Source organism: Bacteroides sp. ET225, from assembly GCF_024733745.1.
GTDB classification, from domain to species: Bacteria; Bacteroidota; Bacteroidia; order Bacteroidales; family Bacteroidaceae; genus Phocaeicola; species Phocaeicola excrementipullorum.
In genome coordinates, this window is record NZ_JANRHN010000004.1 from 17260 (window position 1) to 38265 (window position 21006).

At 53.3% G+C, this 21006-nt stretch carries 20 protein-coding genes; 3 read left to right on the top strand and 17 right to left on the bottom strand.

The window, feature by feature from the left end; genetic code table 11:
* Window positions 1-13: 13 nt before the first annotated feature.
* The 6 genes from NW212_RS02725 to NW212_RS02750 form a co-directional block, all read right to left on the bottom strand.
* Window positions 14-619, bottom strand: coding sequence for a biopolymer transporter ExbD (locus NW212_RS02725; RefSeq protein ID WP_258337111.1), 606 nt, complete (start codon window positions 617-619; stop codon window positions 14-16).
* A gap of 68 nt (window positions 620-687) precedes the next feature.
* Entirely contained in the window at window positions 688-1509 is an 822-nt protein-coding gene (locus NW212_RS02730) for a MotA/TolQ/ExbB proton channel family protein (RefSeq protein WP_258337112.1), read from the bottom strand.
* Window positions 1510-1528: 19 nt separating this feature from the next.
* Window positions 1529-1798 (bottom strand): hypothetical protein, encoded by a 270-nt coding sequence (locus NW212_RS02735; protein WP_258337113.1) that lies wholly within the window; start codon window positions 1796-1798, stop codon window positions 1529-1531.
* 330 nt (window positions 1799-2128) lie between these two features.
* Complete coding sequence (locus NW212_RS02740) at window positions 2129-3091, bottom strand: fimbrillin family protein (protein WP_258337114.1); 963 nt, start codon at window positions 3089-3091, stop codon at window positions 2129-2131.
* A gap of 84 nt (window positions 3092-3175) precedes the next feature.
* Entirely contained in the window at window positions 3176-4111 is a 936-nt protein-coding gene (locus tag NW212_RS02745) for a helix-hairpin-helix domain-containing protein (RefSeq protein ID WP_258337115.1), read from the bottom strand.
* Complete coding sequence (locus NW212_RS02750; RefSeq protein ID WP_258337237.1) at window positions 4111-5478, bottom strand: sodium-dependent transporter; 1368 nt, start codon at window positions 5476-5478, stop codon at window positions 4111-4113. The genes NW212_RS02745 and NW212_RS02750 overlap by 1 nt, the downstream gene beginning before the upstream one ends.
* Window positions 5479-5566: 88 nt before the next feature.
* On the opposite strand from NW212_RS02750, the gene NW212_RS02755 reads away from it, so the two are divergent.
* Entirely contained in the window at window positions 5567-5968 is a 402-nt protein-coding gene (locus tag NW212_RS02755) for a VanZ family protein (RefSeq protein ID WP_258337116.1), read from the top strand.
* 74 nt (window positions 5969-6042) lie between these two features.
* On the opposite strand, the gene NW212_RS02760 is transcribed toward NW212_RS02755, so the two are convergent.
* From NW212_RS02760 to NW212_RS02780, 5 genes are all read right to left on the bottom strand, one after another.
* A complete protein-coding gene (locus NW212_RS02760; RefSeq protein ID WP_258337117.1) occupies window positions 6043-6546 on the bottom strand; it encodes an RNA polymerase sigma factor in 504 nt (167 codons plus the stop codon).
* A 156-nt stretch (window positions 6547-6702) separates the two neighbouring features.
* Complete coding sequence (locus NW212_RS02765; RefSeq protein ID WP_258337118.1) at window positions 6703-7173, bottom strand: CYTH domain-containing protein; 471 nt, start codon at window positions 7171-7173, stop codon at window positions 6703-6705.
* 12 nt (window positions 7174-7185) lie between these two features.
* Entirely contained in the window at window positions 7186-7335 is a 150-nt protein-coding gene (locus NW212_RS02770) for a hypothetical protein (protein ID WP_258337119.1), read from the bottom strand.
* Window positions 7336-7440: 105 nt separating this feature from the next.
* Window positions 7441-8556 (bottom strand): peptide chain release factor 2, encoded by a 1116-nt coding sequence (prfB, locus tag NW212_RS02775; protein ID WP_258337120.1) that lies wholly within the window; start codon window positions 8554-8556, stop codon window positions 7441-7443.
* A gap of 62 nt (window positions 8557-8618) precedes the next feature.
* A complete protein-coding gene (locus NW212_RS02780) occupies window positions 8619-10433 on the bottom strand; it encodes a long-chain fatty acid--CoA ligase (protein ID WP_258337121.1) in 1815 nt (604 codons plus the stop codon).
* Between the two features lie 258 nt (window positions 10434-10691).
* On the opposite strand from NW212_RS02780, the gene NW212_RS02785 reads away from it, so the two are divergent.
* A complete protein-coding gene (locus NW212_RS02785) occupies window positions 10692-11756 on the top strand; it encodes a M20 family metallo-hydrolase (protein ID WP_258337122.1) in 1065 nt (354 codons plus the stop codon).
* Between the two features lie 121 nt (window positions 11757-11877).
* Here the strand turns inward: NW212_RS02785 and NW212_RS02790 are convergent, their stop codons facing one another.
* Genes NW212_RS02790 through dut form a run of 4 tightly spaced genes read right to left on the bottom strand, consistent with a single transcriptional unit; the run spans window position 11878 to window position 16223 of the window.
* Complete coding sequence (locus tag NW212_RS02790) at window positions 11878-13158, bottom strand: murein hydrolase activator EnvC (RefSeq protein ID WP_258337123.1); 1281 nt, start codon at window positions 13156-13158, stop codon at window positions 11878-11880.
* 9 nt (window positions 13159-13167) lie between these two features.
* A complete protein-coding gene (locus NW212_RS02795) occupies window positions 13168-13995 on the bottom strand; it encodes a DUF4292 domain-containing protein (RefSeq protein WP_258337124.1) in 828 nt (275 codons plus the stop codon).
* Window positions 13992-15773 (bottom strand): tetratricopeptide repeat protein, encoded by a 1782-nt coding sequence (locus tag NW212_RS02800; protein ID WP_258337125.1) that lies wholly within the window; start codon window positions 15771-15773, stop codon window positions 13992-13994. The genes NW212_RS02795 and NW212_RS02800 overlap by 4 nt, the downstream gene beginning before the upstream one ends.
* 15 nt (window positions 15774-15788) lie before the next feature.
* The gene (gene dut / locus NW212_RS02805) at window positions 15789-16223 is read right to left on the bottom strand and encodes a dUTP diphosphatase (protein ID WP_258337238.1); all 435 of its coding nucleotides are present in this window, start codon (window positions 16221-16223) and stop codon (window positions 15789-15791) included.
* Window positions 16224-16355: 132 nt separating this feature from the next.
* On the opposite strand from dut, the gene NW212_RS02810 reads away from it, so the two are divergent.
* Window positions 16356-17687, top strand: a complete 1332-nt coding sequence (locus NW212_RS02810) for a deoxyguanosinetriphosphate triphosphohydrolase (protein WP_258337126.1) — start codon at window positions 16356-16358, stop codon at window positions 17685-17687.
* Window positions 17688-17709: 22 nt separating this feature from the next.
* Here the strand turns inward: NW212_RS02810 and NW212_RS02815 are convergent, their stop codons facing one another.
* Both NW212_RS02815 and NW212_RS02820 read right to left on the bottom strand, forming a co-directional pair.
* Window positions 17710-19263 carry an ATP-binding protein gene (locus NW212_RS02815; protein WP_258337127.1) on the bottom strand — a complete coding sequence of 518 codons (1554 nt, stop codon included), beginning with the start codon at window positions 19261-19263 and terminating at the stop codon, window positions 17710-17712.
* A 72-nt stretch (window positions 19264-19335) separates the two neighbouring features.
* Complete coding sequence (locus tag NW212_RS02820) at window positions 19336-20991, bottom strand: AMP-binding protein (protein ID WP_258337128.1); 1656 nt, start codon at window positions 20989-20991, stop codon at window positions 19336-19338.
* Between the last annotated feature and the right edge of the window lie 15 nt (window positions 20992-21006).

Here is a 21006-nt window from a genome sequence, read left to right on the forward strand (position 1 = left end):
CTAATCCCTTTCTTTAATTGTCAGACACTTGTTTCAACGAAGTAATCAGATTGTATCTGTTTTCCTTCAAATCCTGGAGGGAATTCATAACAGTCTTGATAACTGAATAAGGAGTGTTCTGGTCTGCCTTGATGGCAATACGCAAGTCACGGTTCGTTGCGCGAGCATTGCGGATCCAAACCTTAAACTGATTATCAACACTATCACAAGGAATTCCATAATTCTTCAGCACTTTATCCTGTTCTTCACCGGGAAGCGCGAGGAACTGCTTCATATTCTTCATCGGAACGCCGAATGTCTGGAAGACGGAGAATTTCTTCACCTCTTCCGGAGTAAAGGTCAGGCCATATTCCTTTCCTACGGCTTCCAATGTATTTGCCATATCCTGCTGTTTGTCAAGACTCATGAAAATCTTGCCTTCAGGATCGACAAGAATCGACAAGATGTTCGTTTCCGGAATTTTAATTTCGGAAACTGAAGCCGGAGTTACCACCTGTACTGGCTCTTTCTTGATGAAGTTACCTGTCAACATGAAGAAAGTAAGCAGCAGCACCGTGACGTCACTCATGGCCGTCATGTCGATAAACATCGATTTTTTCTTAATTTGCGCTCTACTCATAATTGACTGATTTAAAAATTAGTTGTTTGTCACCACTGGTCCGTGAGGGAAACCATCCTCCGGAACAATTATTTATGAGTAGCGTTAAATGTCTGTACGATAGAGAAGCCTACTTCGTCAAGGCTGTAAGTCAGTTTATCAATCTTGTTAGTAAAATAGTTGTAAGAGATAACGGCCAAAGCACCAGTCAAGATACCGAATGCAGTGTTGATCAAGGCCTCAGAAATACCTGTTGACAATGCAACTGAGTCAGTACCACCACCAGCAGACAGAGCGGCGAATGAACGGATCATACCGATAACGGTACCGAGCAATCCCATCAAAGTACCCAGTGTTGTAATGGTACCGATGATCGGCAAGTTCTGCTGCAACATCGGCAATTCCAATGCAGTAGCTTCTTCCAATGATTTCTGGATAGCCAGCACCTTCTGATCCTTGTCAAGTTCTGAGTTCTGTTCCATTTCACGATAAGTCTGCAGAGTAGCACCTACAACGTTTGCTACAGAACCGCGCTGCTTGTCGCACAATGCCTGAGCGGCTTCCATATCACCTTTAGCCAAAGCGTCCTTGATCTGAGCAACGAATTTAACCAATTTGCCGCGGCCAAAAGCTGCACGGATTGTGAAATAACGTTCAACGCTCAAAGCCAATACAGTCAGCAACAGAGTCTGGATTACCGGAACGACTACACCACCTTTATAGATAGTACCCAGCATGTTGCCCGGCAGCGGATGGTTGTTCGGGTCGTTGTTCATGAAGTTTGAAGGATCGCCCAACACGAACTTGTAAATACACAATGCCACGATAAAGCATGCGATAATCACCAAACCTGCAGCTTCAATACCTTTGAAACCTTGTTTTTGCTTGTTGTTAGTTTTTTTAGTTTCCATAAGATTAATTGTTTATTGTTTAAAAAATTAGTGAATTTCCAACTCTCTCCGGAAAAAGAAAAGGCACAGCAGCCCACAACAAAGATTTTTTCACAAAGGCAAGCACGCCCGACAAGTGAACGACGATGTTTTTCATAGCATTTCTATTCATCTGCACGGTTCTCGCCACACGTTCCCCTTCCTTTCTGCTCGTGTTCCAGCTACCTGCGGGTTGTCCTTTCACCTCTGCCAAGGGAACGACCGCCTTTGAAACAGGCAAAAATAGTATTAGGGTCATCAAAAACTTCATTGTTAAAGCTGTTATTTTTCTATTTCCGCACAAAGAAAAGGCAATTTTACGACATATCAAAATGAAAAGATGTTATTTTGGCTTATCAAACTTGAATATTATTCCAATCGCACAAAAAACGACGTTTTTTCCATTCTTTACGGCATAAAATTACATTTTTACATGCAAAACGCCCAAGCTTTCCACAAAACTAAGAAAACTTGGGCGATAAACAAAACAGAACGACCAAAAATTATCAGAATATTTTCAGCCGCCTTAACAGAAGCCTGTTTAATTTTTCAAATAAGGTAATATCCTATCAGATTAAAAAAAGGAGAATGAACGATAAAATCATTCGGCCGGAGTTTCGGTCAACGGGATATCCGGAATCACTTCCTCATCCCAGCCGGCAATCTCTTGCCCCACCAGTTCAAGGCCTTCTTTTGTCAGCTTAAGTGTATATTTGTTAAAAGTGCCTGACAAAAACTCTTTCCCCAGCTTGTCGGTTGTAGCTGTATAGGATATTCCGTCACGGACATATGCGATCGAAAAGCGAGGGCTTTCGGACAACACCGTGGGGTTGCAGATGATGAACAGCGAATATCCTGTTTCATCAGGAATCTCTACCGGCTCTTCATAATCGAAAGACAACTCGTCAACCGAAGGAGAACTTGCCGGCTGAACGCCGTCATCAACCGAAGAAGGGGCGAACTTATACCGCATGCGGCTAAAGAGCCCGGTCCCTCTCAATGTTGCCCCGCTGATACGGACATCCTCTCCGGACAAATCCTTTTTGATCGTCACCGACAACAGGGTGCAAACATGCCTGAAAGCATGATTGCCCACAAAAGAAACCGCGCCGGAATTGGAGGAATAACTGCTCGTGCAGCGAGCCGCCAGAAAATCATAAGCGCCGATACCTGCCGCATCCCCTTTCTGCGCACTCAAATCCGGCATAGGCACAGACTCGCGGCTCTCAGTGTCTTCCGCATAAGGATAATAAGCGCAGAATTCAAATTCATCCACCTTATTTTCCCACATCAAAGGAACCTCAGAGTTCCAGCCATCACCAGACAAAGTCCATTTCACCTGGTTTTCGTCTTCCGGCATGAAGAATCCGATGGCATCCCCTTCCGAGAAAGACGTTGAAGCATCCTCCGCATCAAATACGGTACGCGACAGGCCGGGAACAGAAACCGATGCCCGAAGCTTGATGGCCGCTTCCACATTATTCACTTCCTGCGCAAGTTCATTCTGGCGGCATCCGGCCACCAGGGGCAACAAGCACACCCCCATTAACAAGATTTTATTCATAGTAATATTGCTTTAAGCGGGAAACATTTCCCTTACAATATCAAAAATGAAAAAATCCGTTTATGTCCACCGTTACACCCGAAATTAATCGAAAGAAAAATAAGGACTTAAGCGAGAAATGTCAGCCTCTTCAAACTCCCGGAACATGGATATCTGGGAAATCCCGTCCAGCCGACCTCGCTTGCGGCGATATTCCAGGATGGCCTTGGCTTTATAAAAATCCATATAAGGATGATTGCGCAGACGGTCAATGCCGTCACGGTTAACCCGCAATTTGCGATAAGGACCGCCGTCAAGACGAAACCATCGGTTCAGTTCTCGGCCCACATGGGGAATCTCCTGCAACTGCCCGATGTTGCTGAATCCGCCCAGCCGTTCACGATAGGACACGATCATCCTTGCCAGCCCGGAGCCTATCCCGGGAATCCGCACCAATTGGGAAGTATCAGCCTCATTCAGCGAAACCAAAGTGCCTTCCGGATATTTTGCAGGATACATGGGGCGGACATCGGCCGTATCTTTCCCTCCATACCGCGAAAGGACAGAATCCGAATCCGAATGCGGCACATAGGCCGGGCCGATAACGACATAAGGCTTGAGTTTCTGAAACAGCGTATCTTCCATCCCATAAATCCGCGACAAAGATTCCGCGGTGCGGAAAACACCCCCGCTTGCACGGTAACGCAGAATATTCCGCGCAACAAAAGCAGACAGGCCCAAGCTGCGCAAAGAGGCCGAATCTGCGGTATTCGGATCAAACGGCCTCAACACAACAGGGGTACGCACCTCTTCGGGCTTGCTATACGAACGTTTACCCACGCCCTTCTTCACCTGTTTACGCTCCTGCAAAGAGGACATAAAAGAATCCAGTTCCGCATCACCGGAAGAAAAAGATTCTGAAGAAGGAGTGCCTGCCCAGCGGAAAGCAAACAGAAAAGAAAAGACAACCGCAAGTATCAGAAGCAGAACAACAATAGCCCTGCGCTCCGACTTCGTGTAATAGAAAAAGTCCTTCCACATCAGCCCAGCCAGCCCAGTTCGTTAACAAAAATCAGCAGGATTCCAACCGGAGCCACAAACCGCAGGATGAACCGATAAACCGGATAATAAGGAGCGCGCAAAGTTCCGTAGTTGGTGACTTCTCCCTTGACAATGTCCTTACGGATAATCCAGCCCACAAAGAGAGCCGCAAACATACCCCCTACCGGAAGCATTATCTTGGCGGTCAGAAAGTCAAGAGCGTCAAACATGTTCAGCCCGCAAATTCTGAAAGCGCTCCACTCGCCCAAAGCAAGCGATGACACGACGCCTACAAGCATCGCCCCCGAAGTAACCAGCACCGCGGCACGGCTGCGGGTAAAACGAAACTTCTCATGCAGAAAAGCCGTAGAAACCTCATGCAACGAGATTGTAGACGTAATTGCCGCGAGAGCCAGCAGCACATAAAAGGCAGCCGAACATACCGCAGCAAGCAAAGGAACTCCTGCAAACGCCTGCTGGAAAACGTTTGGCAGGGTAATGAATATCAGCGAAGGGCCCGCATCCGGCTGGATACCTACCGAAAAGGCCGCCGGAAAAATAATCAGACCGGAAAGCACGGCTACAAACGTATCGATCAGACCGACACTCATGGCCGTCTGCCCGAGATTGGTCTTTTTCCCGAAATAAGAAGCATAAGTCGACAAGCATCCCATGCCAAGGCTCAAAGAGAAGAACGCCTGCCCCATGGCTCCAAGGAACACATCCGGAGTCACTTTACTGAAATCAGGCTTCAACAGAAATTCAAGCCCCTTTTCCGATCCGGGCAAGGAAATGGAACAGGCGGCCAACAAGACAATAAGAATAAAAAGCAGAGGCATCATGATTTTCGAAGACTTTTCGATGCCGTCCTTCACCCCCTTCACCACAACCCAATGGGTTATGAACAGGATAACGAACAGCCAAAGCAACGGACGGAAAGGATGCTGGGAGAAGTCTTGGAACATGACCACATAATCTTCGGAACTTTTACCGGCAAATCCTCCGGCCAAAGCTTGCCAGATATATTCGAGCGTCCAGCCTGCAACCACAGAATAATAGCCAAGAATCAGGAAACCAGTCAGCACGCCCAGATAGCCTACCCATTTCCAGAGCGTTCCGGGGGCAAGGGCATCGTAAGCCCCTCCTGTGCACGCCTTCGACCGGCGTCCGATGGTAAATTCCGCTATCATGATGGGGAGGCCGAATATAAAGACACAGCCCAGATAGACGAGGATAAAGGCTGCACCTCCATGATTGCCAGTTTCATACGGGAAACGCCATACATTTCCCAATCCCACAGCTGAACCTGCCGCGGCCAGAATCGCACCGATACGGCTTCCAAAATTTACTCGTTCGCTCATAAGAATGCCCTTTTAATTACAATTAGAATGAAAAACGAGGGCAAATGTACAAAAAATATCGTATTTTTACCACATAAACAAAATTTTGATTCAAATGTATTACCTTCGGTCTTATCCTCTTTCTCTGCTTACGGCAGCAGCTATCTGCTACCTGTCGTTTTTCACACCTCCACAGACAGACATGGACGGAATCCCCAACATCGACAAGATTGTCCATATCTGCATGTACGGGGGACTGTCCACCTTGCTATGGATCGAATACCTGTTCCGGCACCCCTCCATCCGCCGGGGGCGCGCAACCGCCGGATGCATTGTTCTCCCTGTCCTTATGAGCGGAACGATTGAAATACTTCAGGCCACCTGTACGGAAAACAGAAGCGGCGACTGGCTGGACTTTGCCGCCAACTGCACGGGAGTCGCCCTGGCTTCCCTGCTGGCATACTATCTCTGGAAGCCGCTCTCCCGGAAACACTTCAGCAAGAAAGGGAAAGCATAAGGCAAAACGCTGCGGAGGCGCACAGAGAAAAGAATCAAACTCTGCACGCCTCCGCCATACGGACAAACTGAAAGTCACTTGAAGTCCTTCAGTTCTTCCCTAAGCTTTCTTCTCGTAAAATGAATGCGGCTTTTCACCGTCCCCAAAGGAAGAGCCAGCTTATCGGCGATTTCACGATACTTGAATCCTGCGACATACATGGCAAAAGGCACGCGGAATTCTTTCGGAAGCGCATTCACTACCTTACGTATCTCTTTCGAATCATAAGACGTTTCCATCGAATCATCCGCCAGGTCTACGCTCAGATTCAGAAAATGCAGATTGTCGGTATAGTCCACATAAGTCTGGTCGCGCAAAGCCTTGCGGTAGTTGTTGATGAATATATTGCGCATTATCGTATAAATCCAACCCTTGAAGTTCGTTTCAGCCACATATTTTTCCTGGTTGTCCAATGCCTTGAGCGATGTTTCCTGAAGAAGGTCGTCGGCATCATCCCTGTCTGCCGTAAGTTTATAGGCAAAGTGACGTAGTTCTGTCTGCATGCTCAGCAAATTCTGAGCGAAAGTAGCTGTTTTCATAAATCTGTCCTTTTAGAATTAATATCCCATCTCGTTTTGTCCATGCAATGTTAACCTAAAAGAACAAATACGGACACCTGAAATCTGGCAATCCATGGGGTAAAAACTATCAATTGTACGTTTTTACCCCTTTAATTGACAGGAAACAGGGTATTGTCACCAGTTTTTATAAGGATTGGCCATCAGCGAAGAATTGTAATATTTCCTCTCTCCGGTCACTTCTTTCCCCAAAAAGGAAGGCTTTCCGAAGGCTTCATCCTCCGAGCGCAGCTCGACTTCCGCAACTACAAGCCCCTCGTTGTCCCCGTGAAATTCGTCCACCTCGAAAACATGTGTCCCGCACTCTACAAGATAGCGCACCTTGTCAATCACGCCGGGAAGGCACAGCATCATCAGCTCTTCCGCTTCCGGAAGCGGGAGTTCCCTCTCCCATTCGTAGCGGCTGGTTCCCGACGGGTTTGAAGGGCCCTTGACGGTAAGGAAGCCCTTGCCGTCACGGATGCGCACACGCACCGTACGCCCGCGCTCAGCGCAAATATATCCCTGACGGATAACATAGCTTCTAAAGGCTGAGTGCCGGTACGACTTGTCTTTCACCAAAAATTTGCGTTCTATTTCCTGAGCCATACCTGTACGGAATCACGAAGCGAGGGCAAACCCTACAATCATCAGCAGCGCAAGCAACAGCAGTGCAAAACATATCAGTTTGAACAAACGGTTTGCACGCTCTTCTTCACGCTTTTCAAAATTCTGCCTTTTGGCTATCCGGTCTGCATTATTCTTTCCCATAGTTTCTGTTTTTTAGATTTTATCGTTACCAAAAATACGACATATATTGGAAAAGCGCAAAAAACGGGGAACGTTTTTTCATGCGCACAAAAAGAAAGGAGGTTTTCACACCTCCTTGTCTGCAAATTCCATCAGATACGCCTTGATGAATCCGTCGATTTTTCCGTCCATCACTCCGTTCACATCCGAAGTCTGGTAGTTTGTGCGGTGGTCCTTAACCCGGCGGTCATCAAACACGTAGCTCCTTATCTGGGAACCCCATTCAATCTTTTTCTTTCCGGCCTCGACTTTCGCCTGCTCCTCCATTCTGTGTTTCAGTTCCTTGTCATACAGGATAGAGCGCAACTGGCGCATGGCGTTCTCCTTGTTCTTCGGCTGGTCGCGCGTTTCGGTATTCTCAATCAGAATCTCCTCTTCTTCGCCGGTATAGGGGTCTTTGTACTGGTAGCGCAGGCGCACGCCCGACTCTACCTTGTTTACATTCTGACCTCCGGCACCTCCGCTCCGGAAAGTATCCCACGACAAGCGCGCAGGTTCTATCGTGACTTCAATCGAATCGTCCACCAGCGGAGTGACAAACACGGAAGCGAACGAAGTCATGCGCTTTCCCTGCGCATTATAAGGCGACACACGCACCAGGCGGTGCACCCCGTTCTCTCCCTTCAGGTATCCGTAGGCATAGGCTCCTTCGATATTCATGGTCACCGACTTGATTCCGGCCTCATCGCCTTCCTGAAGGTTAGCCACCGAAAGCTTGTAACCGTTCGCCTCGGCCCAGCGCATATACATGCGCATCAGCATCGAAGCCCAGTCCTGGCTTTCCGTTCCTCCGGCTCCCGAGTTGATTTTCAGCACACAGTCCATCTGGTCGGCTTCAGAGCGCAGCATGTTCTTCAGTTCAAGCTCTTCGATGGCGCTGACCGCCTTCGCATAGGCGTCGTCCACCTCCGCTTCGCTCACCAGTTCGTCTTTATAAAAATCGTATGCAAGCTGGAGCTCGTCGGCAAGAGTTTTCACATCCTGATACCCTGCAATCCACTGCTGCAAGCCTTTCACCTTCTTCATCTGAGCCTCGGCCGCTTTCTGGTCGTCCCAGAATCCGGGAGCCTGCGTGCGAAGCTGCTCCTCTTCTACCTGAATCTTTTTCTCTTCAATGCCCAGGTAGCGGTATAAAGCATCCGTACGCTCTTTTACATCTTTCAGCTGATCTATGGTAATCATATCTTTCTAAACGTTATTGTTGTCCGGGCGCAAAGTTACGAAAAAAAACTCATACCATCTGTTCATTCGGGCACATCCTCATACATTTTGTCGATGAGTTCCTTATAATTCTGCGCTACAACCGACCGCTTCAGCTTCAGCGTATTGGTAAGCTCGCCTCTCTCCATGCTGAACGGTTCGGGGAGCAGGGTGAAACGCTTCACCTGCTCATAATGGGCGAACTCCTGCTGGAGCGTATCGATCCGCATCCGGAAGAGAGCGGTTATCTCGGGTCTGGCGAGCAGGTCCTTGCGGCCGGCATAAGGAATGCGGTGGTCGCGCGCATACTTCTCCACCTGAGCGTAATCGGGCACGATGAGTGCCGACACAAACTTGCGCTCGTCGGCGATAATCGTTATCTGGTCGATATACCTGTCCACCACCAGCTTGGTTTCAATCGCCTGAGGGGCTATGTATTTCCCGTTCGACGTTTTGAACAGGTCCTTGATCCGTTCGGTAAGATACAGGAATCCGTCTTTGACGTATCCCGCATCTCCGGTCTTGAACCATCCGTCTTCGGTAAAAGCCTCGCGCGTTTTCGCTTCTTTCTTGTAATATCCCTGGGTGATGGTCCCTCCCCTCAGCTGGATTTCGCTGTTCTCGCCTATACGCAGCTCCACGCCCGGAATGACTCGCCCCACGCTGCCCAAACGGAAATCACCCTTCCAGTCGCACGAAACGGTGGCCGTGCTTTCCGTCAGCCCGTATCCGGTTATCATGTTGATTCCTACAGAATGGACAAACTCCTCCACCTCATAGGGTATCGCGGCTCCCGCCACAGGAAAAAAGTTTCCGTTTTCGATACCGACCGTCTTTTTCAGCAGGCTGAAAACCGTCTTCTCATACAGCTGGTATTTCCAGTGAAGCATGGAGGGAGGCGTTTTTCCGTTCATCAGATAATCTATGTTGTGCTCCTTTCCCACACGGATAGCGTCGAGCATCATCCATTTGGCAGGGCCGTGCGTTTCGTTTATCTTCTCCTGCACTCCCGCATAGACCTTCTCCCAAAAGCGGGGCACGCTGCACATGGCCGTGGGGCGGATTTCGCGCATCGTCTTCTGCACGTCCTGCGGACGGAGGTTGATGCAGAGCGTACACCCGCAATCGAGGCTGAAGTACGACCAGGCACGCTCGAAAATATGGGTGAACGGCAGGAAGTTCAGCACCACGTCGTCCTCTCCGAGGTCAGTCAGCCGGGCATGGTTTGCCTTGAAAGCGGCTTCATAGTTTGAATGCCGCAGAATCACTCCCTTCGAATCGCCCGTCGTGCCCGAAGTATAGAGGATGCTTGCCAGATCCTCGGGAGAGGAACTGTCCGAACGGCGGTCCACCTCCATGCGGTAAGGCTTGTAGAGGCCGTTCTTCATAAACTCAGAGAAATAGACGGAATTCGTGTCGCCGGGAGATTTTTTCACGTCCGGATCGAATATGACGATCTGCTTCAGCGACTTGCACAGCGCCTGCACCCGGCAGGCCACGTCGTACTGATACTGCTCTCCCACAAACAGATACCGTATGCCGGCATCCTCCACGATGTAGTGCACCTGCGCTTCCGAACTCGTGGCATAAAGCGGGACTGTAACCACACGGTCACGGAAAGCTCCGAAATCAACGTAAAGGCATTCCGGCATGTTCTGCGAAAATACGCCTACGTTCTCCTGCTCCTCCACGCCGAGCCCCACCAGCGCGTTTGCCACAACCTCCACCAGGTCTGAAAAATAGTTCCACGTAACCGGCTTCCAGGTTTCCGTCTTGTAGTCGCGGTACCTCAAAGCCACCTTGTCGCCGTATTTTTGCGCCTGTTTTCTGATCAATCGTGACAGATAAGTGTTTGCCATAGCCGTATGCTTTTCTTTACTTCCGTTAATGATGCAAATATAATATTTATTCCTGAAACCTGCAATCGCCCGAAACGTTTTTGCTGAACCGCACTCCGCCGGGCAACGGGATCCGAAGCCCACGGCATGGCCTGAAAGGACGCCAGCTTTCGCGCAAAACAGACCAGCGGCCGGCCTCCAAAACGGAAGGCGGCATTTTGAAGAACCGATTTTTTTGATTACCTTTGCCTTTGGCAAACAAAAAGCAAACATACACACATGACAGACATAGCATACTACACCTCGGAGGCCCTCACGCTGCTTCACGCGCTCATCGGCATACCCTCCATCAGCCGCGAAGAAGATGCTGCGGCCGACTTCCTGCAAAACTATATCGAAGAAAGCGGAATCATGACCGGACGTTCGGGGAACAACATCTGGTGCATAAGCCCGAATTTCGACACGGGCAAGCCAACCGTCCTGCTGAACTCGCACATCGACACGGTAAAGCCCGTGAGCGGATGGCGCAAGCAGCCTTTCACCCCCAAGACGGAGAACGGGAAGCTCTACGGACTGGGGAGCAACGACGCGGGAGGAAGCCTGGCCGCGCTGTTCCAGGCATACCGCTATCTGACAACCACGGAACAGAGCTACAACCTGATATTCCTCGCCTCGTGCGAAGAAGAGGTGTCGGGCAAGAACGGAATCGAGAGCGTGCTTCCCCAGCTCCCGCCGATTGCGCTGGGAGTGGTGGGCGAACCCACCGAGATGAATCCCGCCATTGCGGAAAAGGGACTGATGGTGCTTGACATCACCGCACACGGACGCTCGGGACATGCCGCCCGCGAAGAGGGCGAAAACGCCATCTACAAGATTCTTCCGGACATCGAATGGTTGCGCTCCTACCAGTTTCCGGAGGTTTCGCCCCTGCTGGGACCGGTAAAGATGAGCGTCACCCAAATCAATGCCGGAACGCAGCACAACGTGATTCCCGACGTATGCAGCGCCGTGGTCGACATCCGCACCAACGAATGCTATTCAAACCAGGAGGTGTTTGAGGAGGTATGCCGGCACATTTCCTGCGAGGCGAAAGCGCGCTCGTTCCGCCTCAACTCGTCGAGCATCCCTGCCGGCCATCCCTTCGTGAAACGCGCCGCAGAACTGGGGAAGACCCCGTTCGGCTCTCCTACCCTGTCCGACCAGGCGCTCATGCCCTTCCCTTCGGTCAAGATAGGCCCGGGCAAGTCATCCCGCTCGCACACCGCCGACGAATACATCATGGTGGGCGAAGTGGAAGAGGCCGTAGACCTCTACATCCGCCTGCTCGACGGACTGAGAATCTGAAAAAGATGTCGGCACAAGTCCGGAGGCCTGACGGCACAAGTCCGGAAACCTGACGGGCAAGAATCCTGCCCGGAAAGCTTCGGGCCTGAATCCCGGATGCAGCCGGACAAACGGAAGAGCATCAGCGCGCAATCCAAAGTTCGGGATTCAGCTTGGCGGTTTCCTTGCGAAGCTGGAAATGAAGCACGGTATTGCCGTCGGCATCGGTGTTCACCTCGCCCAGGATGTCTTTCGTCTTTACGAGGCTTCCCTTCTTCACGCGGACGGACGAAAGGTTGCAATAGACCGAGATGTAGCTTCCGTGGCGCACGAGCACGTTGGTGAGCCCGTTGTACTGGAACACCGCCGACACTTCTCCGTCGAATATGGCACGCGCGCTTGCTCCCGGCTTGCCCTTGATGTCTATGCCCTTGTTGTCGAGGCGCACGTTGCGCAAGCCTTTCACCTCGTATTTCCCGTAGTGTCCTACCACCGCATAAGGTCCCGTTATCGGCACCGGAAGAATGCCTTTGTTGCGCTCAAACACGCCCGAGAGGCGCCGGTCTTCCGAGTCTGTCCTGTAGGCCTCCATTTTGCCCGCCTTTCCGGGCGCGGCCTCCTCTTTGGGTGCATCCGCCTTCTTTCCGGCTTCCGCCGCCTTTCTCCGCGCTTCTTCCCGGGCGCGCGCCCTTGCCTTCTCCACCTCAATCTCGATCAGGCGGTCGATTTCCGCATTCAGCCTGTCGGCCGAGCGGCGCTTCTTCGAGAGTTCCGCCTGGATGCTCCTTTGCTTCTTCTGCAAGGCCTGGAGCAGTTCTTTGCGTTCTTTTTCCTGCTCTTCCAGCCTGAGCTTTTCCGCCTCTCCCTGCTTTGCCAGCTCTTCCTTGGCCTTCCGGCTCGCCACAAGCGTGTTCCGCTTGTCGGCCACCTGCTTCTGCTTGCGCTGCACCTGCATTCCCTGCAGGCGCTGGTAGTCGGCATACTCGCGCACATAGCGCAGCCTGCGGTACATCTGGCTCAGATTGTCGGCCGAGAAAACAAACATCAGCTTTTCCTGAACCGACTTGTTCTTATACATGTAGCGCACAGACTGCTCGTACTTGAGGCGCTTTTCGGCCAGTTCCTTCTGCAAGCGGGCCAGCTCCGCCCTCAGACGGCCTATCTCCAGCTGGATCGCCCTGATGTCTGCCTCGATAGCCTGCACGTATCTTTTCCGCTCTTCAATCTGCCCGGAGAGCAAGGCCAGATTGTCGAGCTGGCTCTTCACGTCTTTTCTGGCCGACTTCAGCAAGGTTTCCGACTCGGAGATCTGCCGGCGCAGTTCATTGCGCTGCTCTTCAAGCTGACGGATTTTCCTCGTAGTCTGCGCTCCGGCACCCGACACACAGAAGCAAACCAGCAATATGAGCCAAAGACGTTTCATATCCGCACGTTATTTGACCAGCATGTCCAACAATTCGCGCAGCTCCATCCTGCGGTATTTCGAAGACAAGGCGGACGAAGATTCCCAGTCGGCACTTACAGACATGCGCGAGAGCTTCATGTCGAGCGAAAAGTTCTTTGCCGGCACGCGGGCAACGATGTGCCTCGGGAAAAGCTTCCCGTCGAGCCCGGAGAAGTCGCTATAGTCCCACTCCAGCGCATAGCCGTCCATTCCGTCCAGCCCCACGCATGTTTTTTCAAGCAGGCCGCTTTCGGTTCCCGTGAAGAACTGATACGACAGGGCGCGCGAAGACTTCGGCACGAGCATCGCCCTGCTCCCCGCCGGGAACACATGGAATCGCCTCACGTCGCCCGCCTCAAGCTGGGGCTTTCCGGGGAGGAACACCTCGTTCATGAAAAGCGACTGCAAGGCATTGAAGTCGATTTCCGTCCGCAGCATCCCGCTCAACGACTCGAACGAAATCTCCACATAGCGCTTGTGCAGGCGGTCGACGGCAAGGATGCGCTCGGGAGTGATTTCCATCCGCGCCACTTCGATGCCCAGCAAGGGAGCCACAGACAGCTGGATCACCTCGCCCTTCTTCATGCGGAGCGTGGCGTTCAGGCTGGCCGACTTGCCGTCCATATCCAGGCTGAAGGCCACCTTTCCCGTCAGCGCCTGCCAGCGCGGGGCATATTCGATGACCTTTTCCAGATACTCTTCGCCCTTCAGGTTTCCGATCATCTGCGACTTTCCGGCGTGGCGCGAAGAAGAGCAGGCCGCCGCCAGAACGACAAGCGCCATGATTCCGAGATAACGTAAAAAAGATGTTTTCATTCGGCTATGTATTTTTTCAAAGCTATTTTCCGTTTCAGACGCTTCAGTTCGGCTTCGGTGCGCGGAGTGGAGCCGTCGTCCGGACTGGGGTCCATGCCTTCGGCCTTCTTCCAGTATTCCAAAGCCTTGTCTTTCTCGTCCAGCATATAATAAATATCTCCGCAATGCTCCACGATCACCTGGCTCGTGTCGCCTCCGTTCCTCATCGCCTGCTCGATGTAGATGCGCGCCTCGGTGTAGCGTTCCTTCTCGAACAGGATCCAGGCGTAAGTGTCAAGATACGTGGCGTTTTCAGGCTCCGCCTTTACCGTGCGGTAGCTCATCTCCTCCGCCTTGTCGAGGTCTTTCCGCTCTACCGAGAGGTAATAGGCATAATTGTTCAGCGTGGCGATGTTGTTCGGATTGTACACCAGCGCCGAATCATAAGCCGCATACGCTTCGGCCTTCATCTGCTTCGTGCTGTAGATGTCGCCCAGGATAGCGTAGAAGTCCGAAACGATGCCCTTGTCGCTCTTTTCGTTGACCTGCCTGATTCCCTTGCGGAACACCTCCAGCGCCTTGCCGGTATCCTTTTTCTGATAGTATGCCAGCCCCAGGTAGTAGTAGAACTCCATGGCGTCGGGATTGTATTCGAGCGCCGGAGCGGCCACTCTGACCACCTCGTCCAGATTGTTCTCGCGGATGGCATACGCCAGGAGCTGAAGGCGTGCGGGCTTGTTCTCGGGGTCGATCGAAAGAATCTGGTTGAGCACCGGAACCGACTCCTTCTCCATCTTCTTGGTAATCATGTACTGCGCGCAGAGCATGGCCAGGTCAGCGTTCGGCTGGGGACGCTCCAGAATCCGCCTGAAGAGGCCGACGATTTCCGTGCTGTCCCCGGCGGTCTGCTCCGACACCAGGATCAGCTGGCGCATAAGCTCCATCTTCGTGTCCGACGGCACGTTGTCGTTCACCAGGATCGTGTCGATCTGCGCCCGGTAGAGGCTGTCGTTGCCCGTCTTCTTGTAGTACTGGGCAAGCGAGATGACGGTGGGTGCATACCCCGGCACCTCGTTCAGGATGCGCCGGTAGGTGTCGTAAGCCTCCTGCGCCTTGCCGTTGTCAAGATACACGTCGCCCAGCATATTCTGGTAGCGCATGTCATAAGGATACTCCTTCGACAGGCTTTCTATTTCGCTGAACGCCTTCTCCTTGTCGCCCGTCTGCAGATAGCAGCGGAACTTCTCCATACTGATCTGCTCCGACTTTCCGTCGAGCTCCTCCAGGCGGTCGAGCACCTTTATCTCTTCGGGATAGCTTTTGGTCTGCCCGTAAAGGTCGACGAGCGAGATCAGAGGCTCCAGGCGCGAGGGGAACTGATGGGCCATGTCTTCATACACGGCTATGGCCTTCGGGATGTCACGCTTCTGCTGGTAATAGGCGGCCAGCGTCTGCTTGTACCAGAAATTCGACTCGTCCGAGCGCACGGCCTGCTTCATCGCCTCCTCTCCCTTCTTCTCCTGTCCCAAGGCCATGTAGAACTGGGAAATCTCATACAATGCGGCGGCCGAGCGCGGATTGATGTCCAGGCAATGGCCGTAGAGTTCGAACGCCGCGTCGAGGTCGCCCTTTTCCTTCATCCGCAGAGCCTCCAGAAAGAAATAGTCGAACTTCCGGCGCTGCTCAAAGGTCAGCGGGTCTTTTTCGTGCGCGGGCCTTGCCGCGCGCTGGTGCCCCGTAGTGCCGCAAGCCGCAAGCAGGGCCACGATGCCCGCCAGATAGAAAATCTTCCTCACCATAATCCGTAAGCTTATTTATACCGTACCCGTATGTCCGAATCCTCCGGCTCCCCGCTCCGTATCGTCAAGCGCCTCCACTTCCTGCCATTCGGCCTGCTCGTGGCGTGCGATGACCATCTGCGCGATGCGCTCGCCATCCTCGACCACGAAGTCTTCTGCCGAGAGGTTGACGAGGACAACGCATATCTCTCCCCGGTAATCCGCATCAACCGTGCCCGGAGAGTTGAGCACCGTAACGCCCTTCTTCACGGCCAGCCCGCTGCGCGGGCGCACCTGGGCCTCATAGCCCGCCGGAATGGCCGCATACAGGCCCGTAGGCACCAGACACCGCTCCAAAGGCTTCAGCACGATGGGCGCATCAATGTTCGCACGGAGATCCATGCCCGCCGACAAGCTTGTGGCATACTGAGGCAACGGATGTTTCGACTTGTTTATAATCTGTATCTTCATCTTTTCCGCCATATACGTCTTGTTTAAGAATGCGAATTTACACATTCCGCGGAATTAATGGCGCCATTTACCATTTTTTTATATTTTTGCAATCAAGTTTTGGATTTACCCTTTCAAACAAAAGCACTGACAATGAACTGGAAACAACTTCTATCGAACAAACGCTTCGGGCTTGAGAACCTGCACGAGAAACGGAAAGAGGACCGCACCGAATTCCAGCGCGACTACGACCGGCTGATCTTCTCGGCCCCGTTCCGCCGCCTGCAGAACAAGACCCAGGTGTTTCCGCTTCCCGGGAGCATCTTCGTGCACAACCGCCTGACCCATAGCCTGGAAGTTTCGTGCGTGGGACGCTCGCTGGGAAACGAAGTCGCCGCCGAGCTTCTGAAGAAGCACCCCGCGCTTTCAGACACGCACATCACAGAGATAGGCTCCATCGTGTCGGCCGCATGCCTTGCCCACGACCTGGGGAACCCCCCCTTCGGGCACTCGGGCGAGAAGGCCATCGGCACCTACTTCTCCGAGGGGAAGGGCATGGCGCTCCGCCCGCTCCTGACGGACGCGGAATGGGAAGACCTGATTCATTTTGAGGGCAACGCCAACGCCTTCCGCCTGCTCACCCACCAGTTCCAGGGCCGGCGCCCCGGAGGGTTCGTCATGACCTACTCCACGCTGGCGTCCATCGTGAAGTATCCGTTCTCTTCGCGCCTTGCCGGAGCGAAACAGAAGTTCGGCTTCTTCCTGAGCGAGGAGGACGACTTCAGGCGGATAGCCGACGAGCTGGGCATCAAGCGGCTCAGCAAAGAGGGAGAGCCCCTGCGCTATGCCCGCCACCCGCTGGTGTATCTGGTGGAAGCCGCCGACGACATCTGCTACCAGATGATGGACATAGAGGATGCGCACAAGCTGAAAATCCTCACCACCGAGCAGACCAGGGACCTGTATTGCCGGTTCTTCACGCCGCACCGCATGGAAAGGGTGGAAAAGATATGCAGCATGGTTGACGACACGAACGAGCAGATAGCCTACCTGCGCTCGTCGGCCATCGGGGTGCTGATAAGCGAATGCGTGCGGACGTTTGCAGACAACGAGGAAAGCATCCTGGAAGGAGAGTTCGAGGGCACCCTCATCGCCCACCTCTCCGACCACGTAAGGGAGGCATACAGGCACTGCTCGCAGACGGCCTTCGACAAGATCTACTTCTCGAAGGATGTGGTAGACATCGAGCTGGCCGGCTTCCAGGTCATCACCACCCTCATCGACCTGATGATCGACGCGGTGCGCTATCCCGAAAAGGCCTACTCGCAGCTGCTGATCAACCGCGTGTCGAGGCAGTACGAAATCCAGGCTCCGACGCTCTACGCCAGAATCCAGGCCGTGCTCGACTACATTTCGGGGATGACCGACGTGTACGCGCTCGACCTGTACCGGAAAATCAACGGGAACAGCCTGCCGGCGGTGTGATTCCGCCTCCGGGAGGGGGACTTCAGCGCTCTCGCACCTCCCACTTCTCGATTCCCCGGAGCGCATTGCTGAAGTTCACCCCCACCTTGAAAAGCTTCCGCGGGTCGGAGGCGAAAGGAAGGGCATAATTTCGCTCCTCTATCTGGCGGAGGGCGCCTTCTGCCGTGCCTTCGAGCTTGAACTCCATCACGTAGATGTACTTCTCGGTCTGAAGGACAAGATCGATCCGCCCCCGGGAAGTATGGTATTCCACCTGCGTGAAGAAGCCCATCAGCTTGAACACGATGAAAAGCACGTTCTGATAATGGAGTTCCAGATCGCGGGCGAGCTCGTAGGGGGTGTCTGCAAAGAAGCTCTGGAGGCGGCGCATGAACGAACCGACGTTTCCGCTTTCCACATCGCGCACAAACTGGCTTATCCGGAAAATGCTCTCGGACTTGCGTATCGGAGCATAATAAGGAAGCAGGAAACTCATAAAGCCCTTCTCCACCTCTTCGTTCGGGAAGCCCAGGCGGTACAGGCCGAAACGCGCGTCGTAGCCCTTTATCGTCAGATAACCGCTCTGATAGAGTATGGGAACCGGATTGTCTTTCATCGTATCGACACTGCCCAGCACATCCGAGGTGGTCTGCTCGTCCGACAAGGCATACAAGTCATAGCGGCATTCCTTCAGCATCTCTGCCAGAAACGTAGGCGTGCCCGTTTCAAACCAGTAGCTTCCGAACCTGCGCCTGAAGAATGTATTGAGCAGGCTGAACGGATTGTAGATGTCCTCGCATTCAGGAGTGAAATGATAGCCGTCATACCATTCCTTCAGCTTTCTGAAAGCATCCTCATCCGCCATTCCGTTGGCGTCGGCCAGCAGATGAATGTCGTCCGCAAAATTATGCGCAAGTTCCTTTTCCGTGATGCCGCATACAGAAGCATACTGCCCGTCCATCGAGATGTCTATCAGATTGTTCAGATCGCTGAACACGCTCACCTTGCTGAACTTCGTAACTCCCGTAAGCAAGGCAAAGCGGATATAGGGGTCGCAGCTTTTCAGCACGCCGTAAAAGGCCTTGAGCGTGTTCCGGTAATCAGTCTGCAGGGAATCGTTGCCTATGGACTGGAGAAGAGGCTTGTCGTATTCGTCAACCAGTATCACCGCGTTGTGCCCCGTCTTCTCGGCCGCGCGCTGCACCACCCCCTGAAAGCGCAGGGAAAGCGAGGTTTCAGCCTCTTCCCGGCCGTATTCCTTCTCCCATTTGGTCAGGGCAGCGTTCAGGATGTCGGCCAGACTTTGGGGCGTTTCGTATTTCTGCGAGTTCAGGTCGAGGTGAAACACCGGATATTCCGTCCATTCCCGTTCCAGACGCTCCATGGCAAGTCCGGCAAACAGCCCTTTCTTTCCCAGGAAGTAAGCCTCGAGCGTAGACACAAGCAGACTCTTGCCGAACCGGCGCGGGCGGCTCAGAAAATAGTGCTTTCCGGTTGTCGCCAAACGGTACACCAGGGAAGTCTTGTCCACATAAACATATCCGTCCTCACGGATTCTTTCGAAACTCTGTATGCCTATCGGATAAAGTCTGCTCATAACGCTTGAACTTGAACGGTTGGGAGGGCAAAGATAAAAAATTATACGGCGCGTGCAAAGCCTCCGGGGGGGTCACCCGTTGTCCTTCTGGCGGATTTCCACGCGGCGTATTTTTCCGCTGATGGTCTTGGGCAGCTCGTCGACGAACTCGATGACGCGCGGATACTTGTAGGGAGCCGTGACGCGCTTCACGTGGTCCTGAAGCTCCTTTACCAGCTCGGGGCCCGCCTTCGGCCTGTATTCCTTCGACAGGACGATGGTGGCCTTCACCACCTGCCCCCGGATTTCGTCGGGCACGCCCGTAATGGCACACTCCACCACGGCGGGATGCGTCATCAGCGCGCTTTCCACCTCGAACGGCCCGATGCGGTAGCCCGAGCTTTTGATCACATCGTCGGCGCGCCCCACAAACCAGTAGTAGCCGTCCTCGTCGCGCCAGGCCACATCGCCGGTATAGTACACTCCGTCGTGCCACGTGGCCTTGGTCAGCTCCGGATCGCGGTAGTATTCCTTGAACAGGCCCAGCGGCTTTCCCTTGCCGGTGCGCACCACAATCTGCCCCTGCTCGCCGTCTTCGGCCGGACGCCCGTCGGGCTTGAGCAGGTCGATGTCGTACTGCGGGTTGGGCACGCCCATGCTTCCCGGCTTCGGCTCCATCCACGGGAAGGTGGCGAGCGTGAGCGCAGTTTCGGTCTGCCCGAACCCCTCCATCAGGCGGATGCCCGTAATCTTCTTGAACGTTTCATAAACGGAATAGTTCAGCGCCTCGCCCGCCGTAGTGCAGTACTCCAGCGAAGAGAGGTCGTACTTGCTCAGGTCTTCCCGGATCAGGAAGCGGTAGATGGTGGGAGGGGCGCAGAGCGAAGTGATGCGGTAGTCGTGGATTTTCTGGAGGATGTCGGCCGGAGTGAACTTCTCATGGTCGTACACGAAGATGTTCGCCCCCGCGATCATCTGCCCGTAGAGCTTCCCCCACACGGCCTTTCCCCATCCCGTGTCGGCGATGGTGAGATGGAGGCTGTTCTCGTTCAGGTTGTGCCAGTAGCACCCCGTGGCGATGTGCCCCAGGGGATAGGTGAAGTCGTGCGCCACCATCTTCGGCTCGCCGGTTGTTCCGGAGGTGAAGTACATGAGCGAGATGTCGCCGTTGGCGTTCGCGTGTGCCGGCCGCACAAACGGGGCTGCGCTTTCAATGCCCTTGTGGAAGTCTTCGAACCCTTCCGGACATTCGGGGCCCACGCTCACCAGCTTCTCCACGGTGGGCGATTCGGGCATGGCGTCGGCGATGTGCTTCGTGATGACCGGCTCTCCGGCGGCCACAATGGCCTTGATGCCTGCGGCCTGACACCGGTAAACAATATCTTTCTTGGTGAGCAGATGGGTGGCGGGAATGGTGACCGCCCCGATTTTGTGAAGGGCGATGATGGAGAACCAGAACTCATAGCGGCGCTTCAGGATCAGCATCACGCGGTCGCCCTTTCCGATGCCGATGCGCTGGAAGTAGGACGCCGTCATGTCGGTATACCGCTTCAGGTCGGCGTATGTAAACTGGATATGCTCTCCCTTGTCGTTCGTCCAGAGCAGGGCCTTCTTTTCCGGACGCTCTTCGGCCCATGCGTCCACCACATCATACCCGAAATTGAAGTTTTCGGGCACCTTTATCTTGAAATTTTTGATGAAATCTTCCTGCGAAGTGAAGTGTGTCTGTTCAAGAAATCTCTCTAGCATAATATCCTTTTCCTT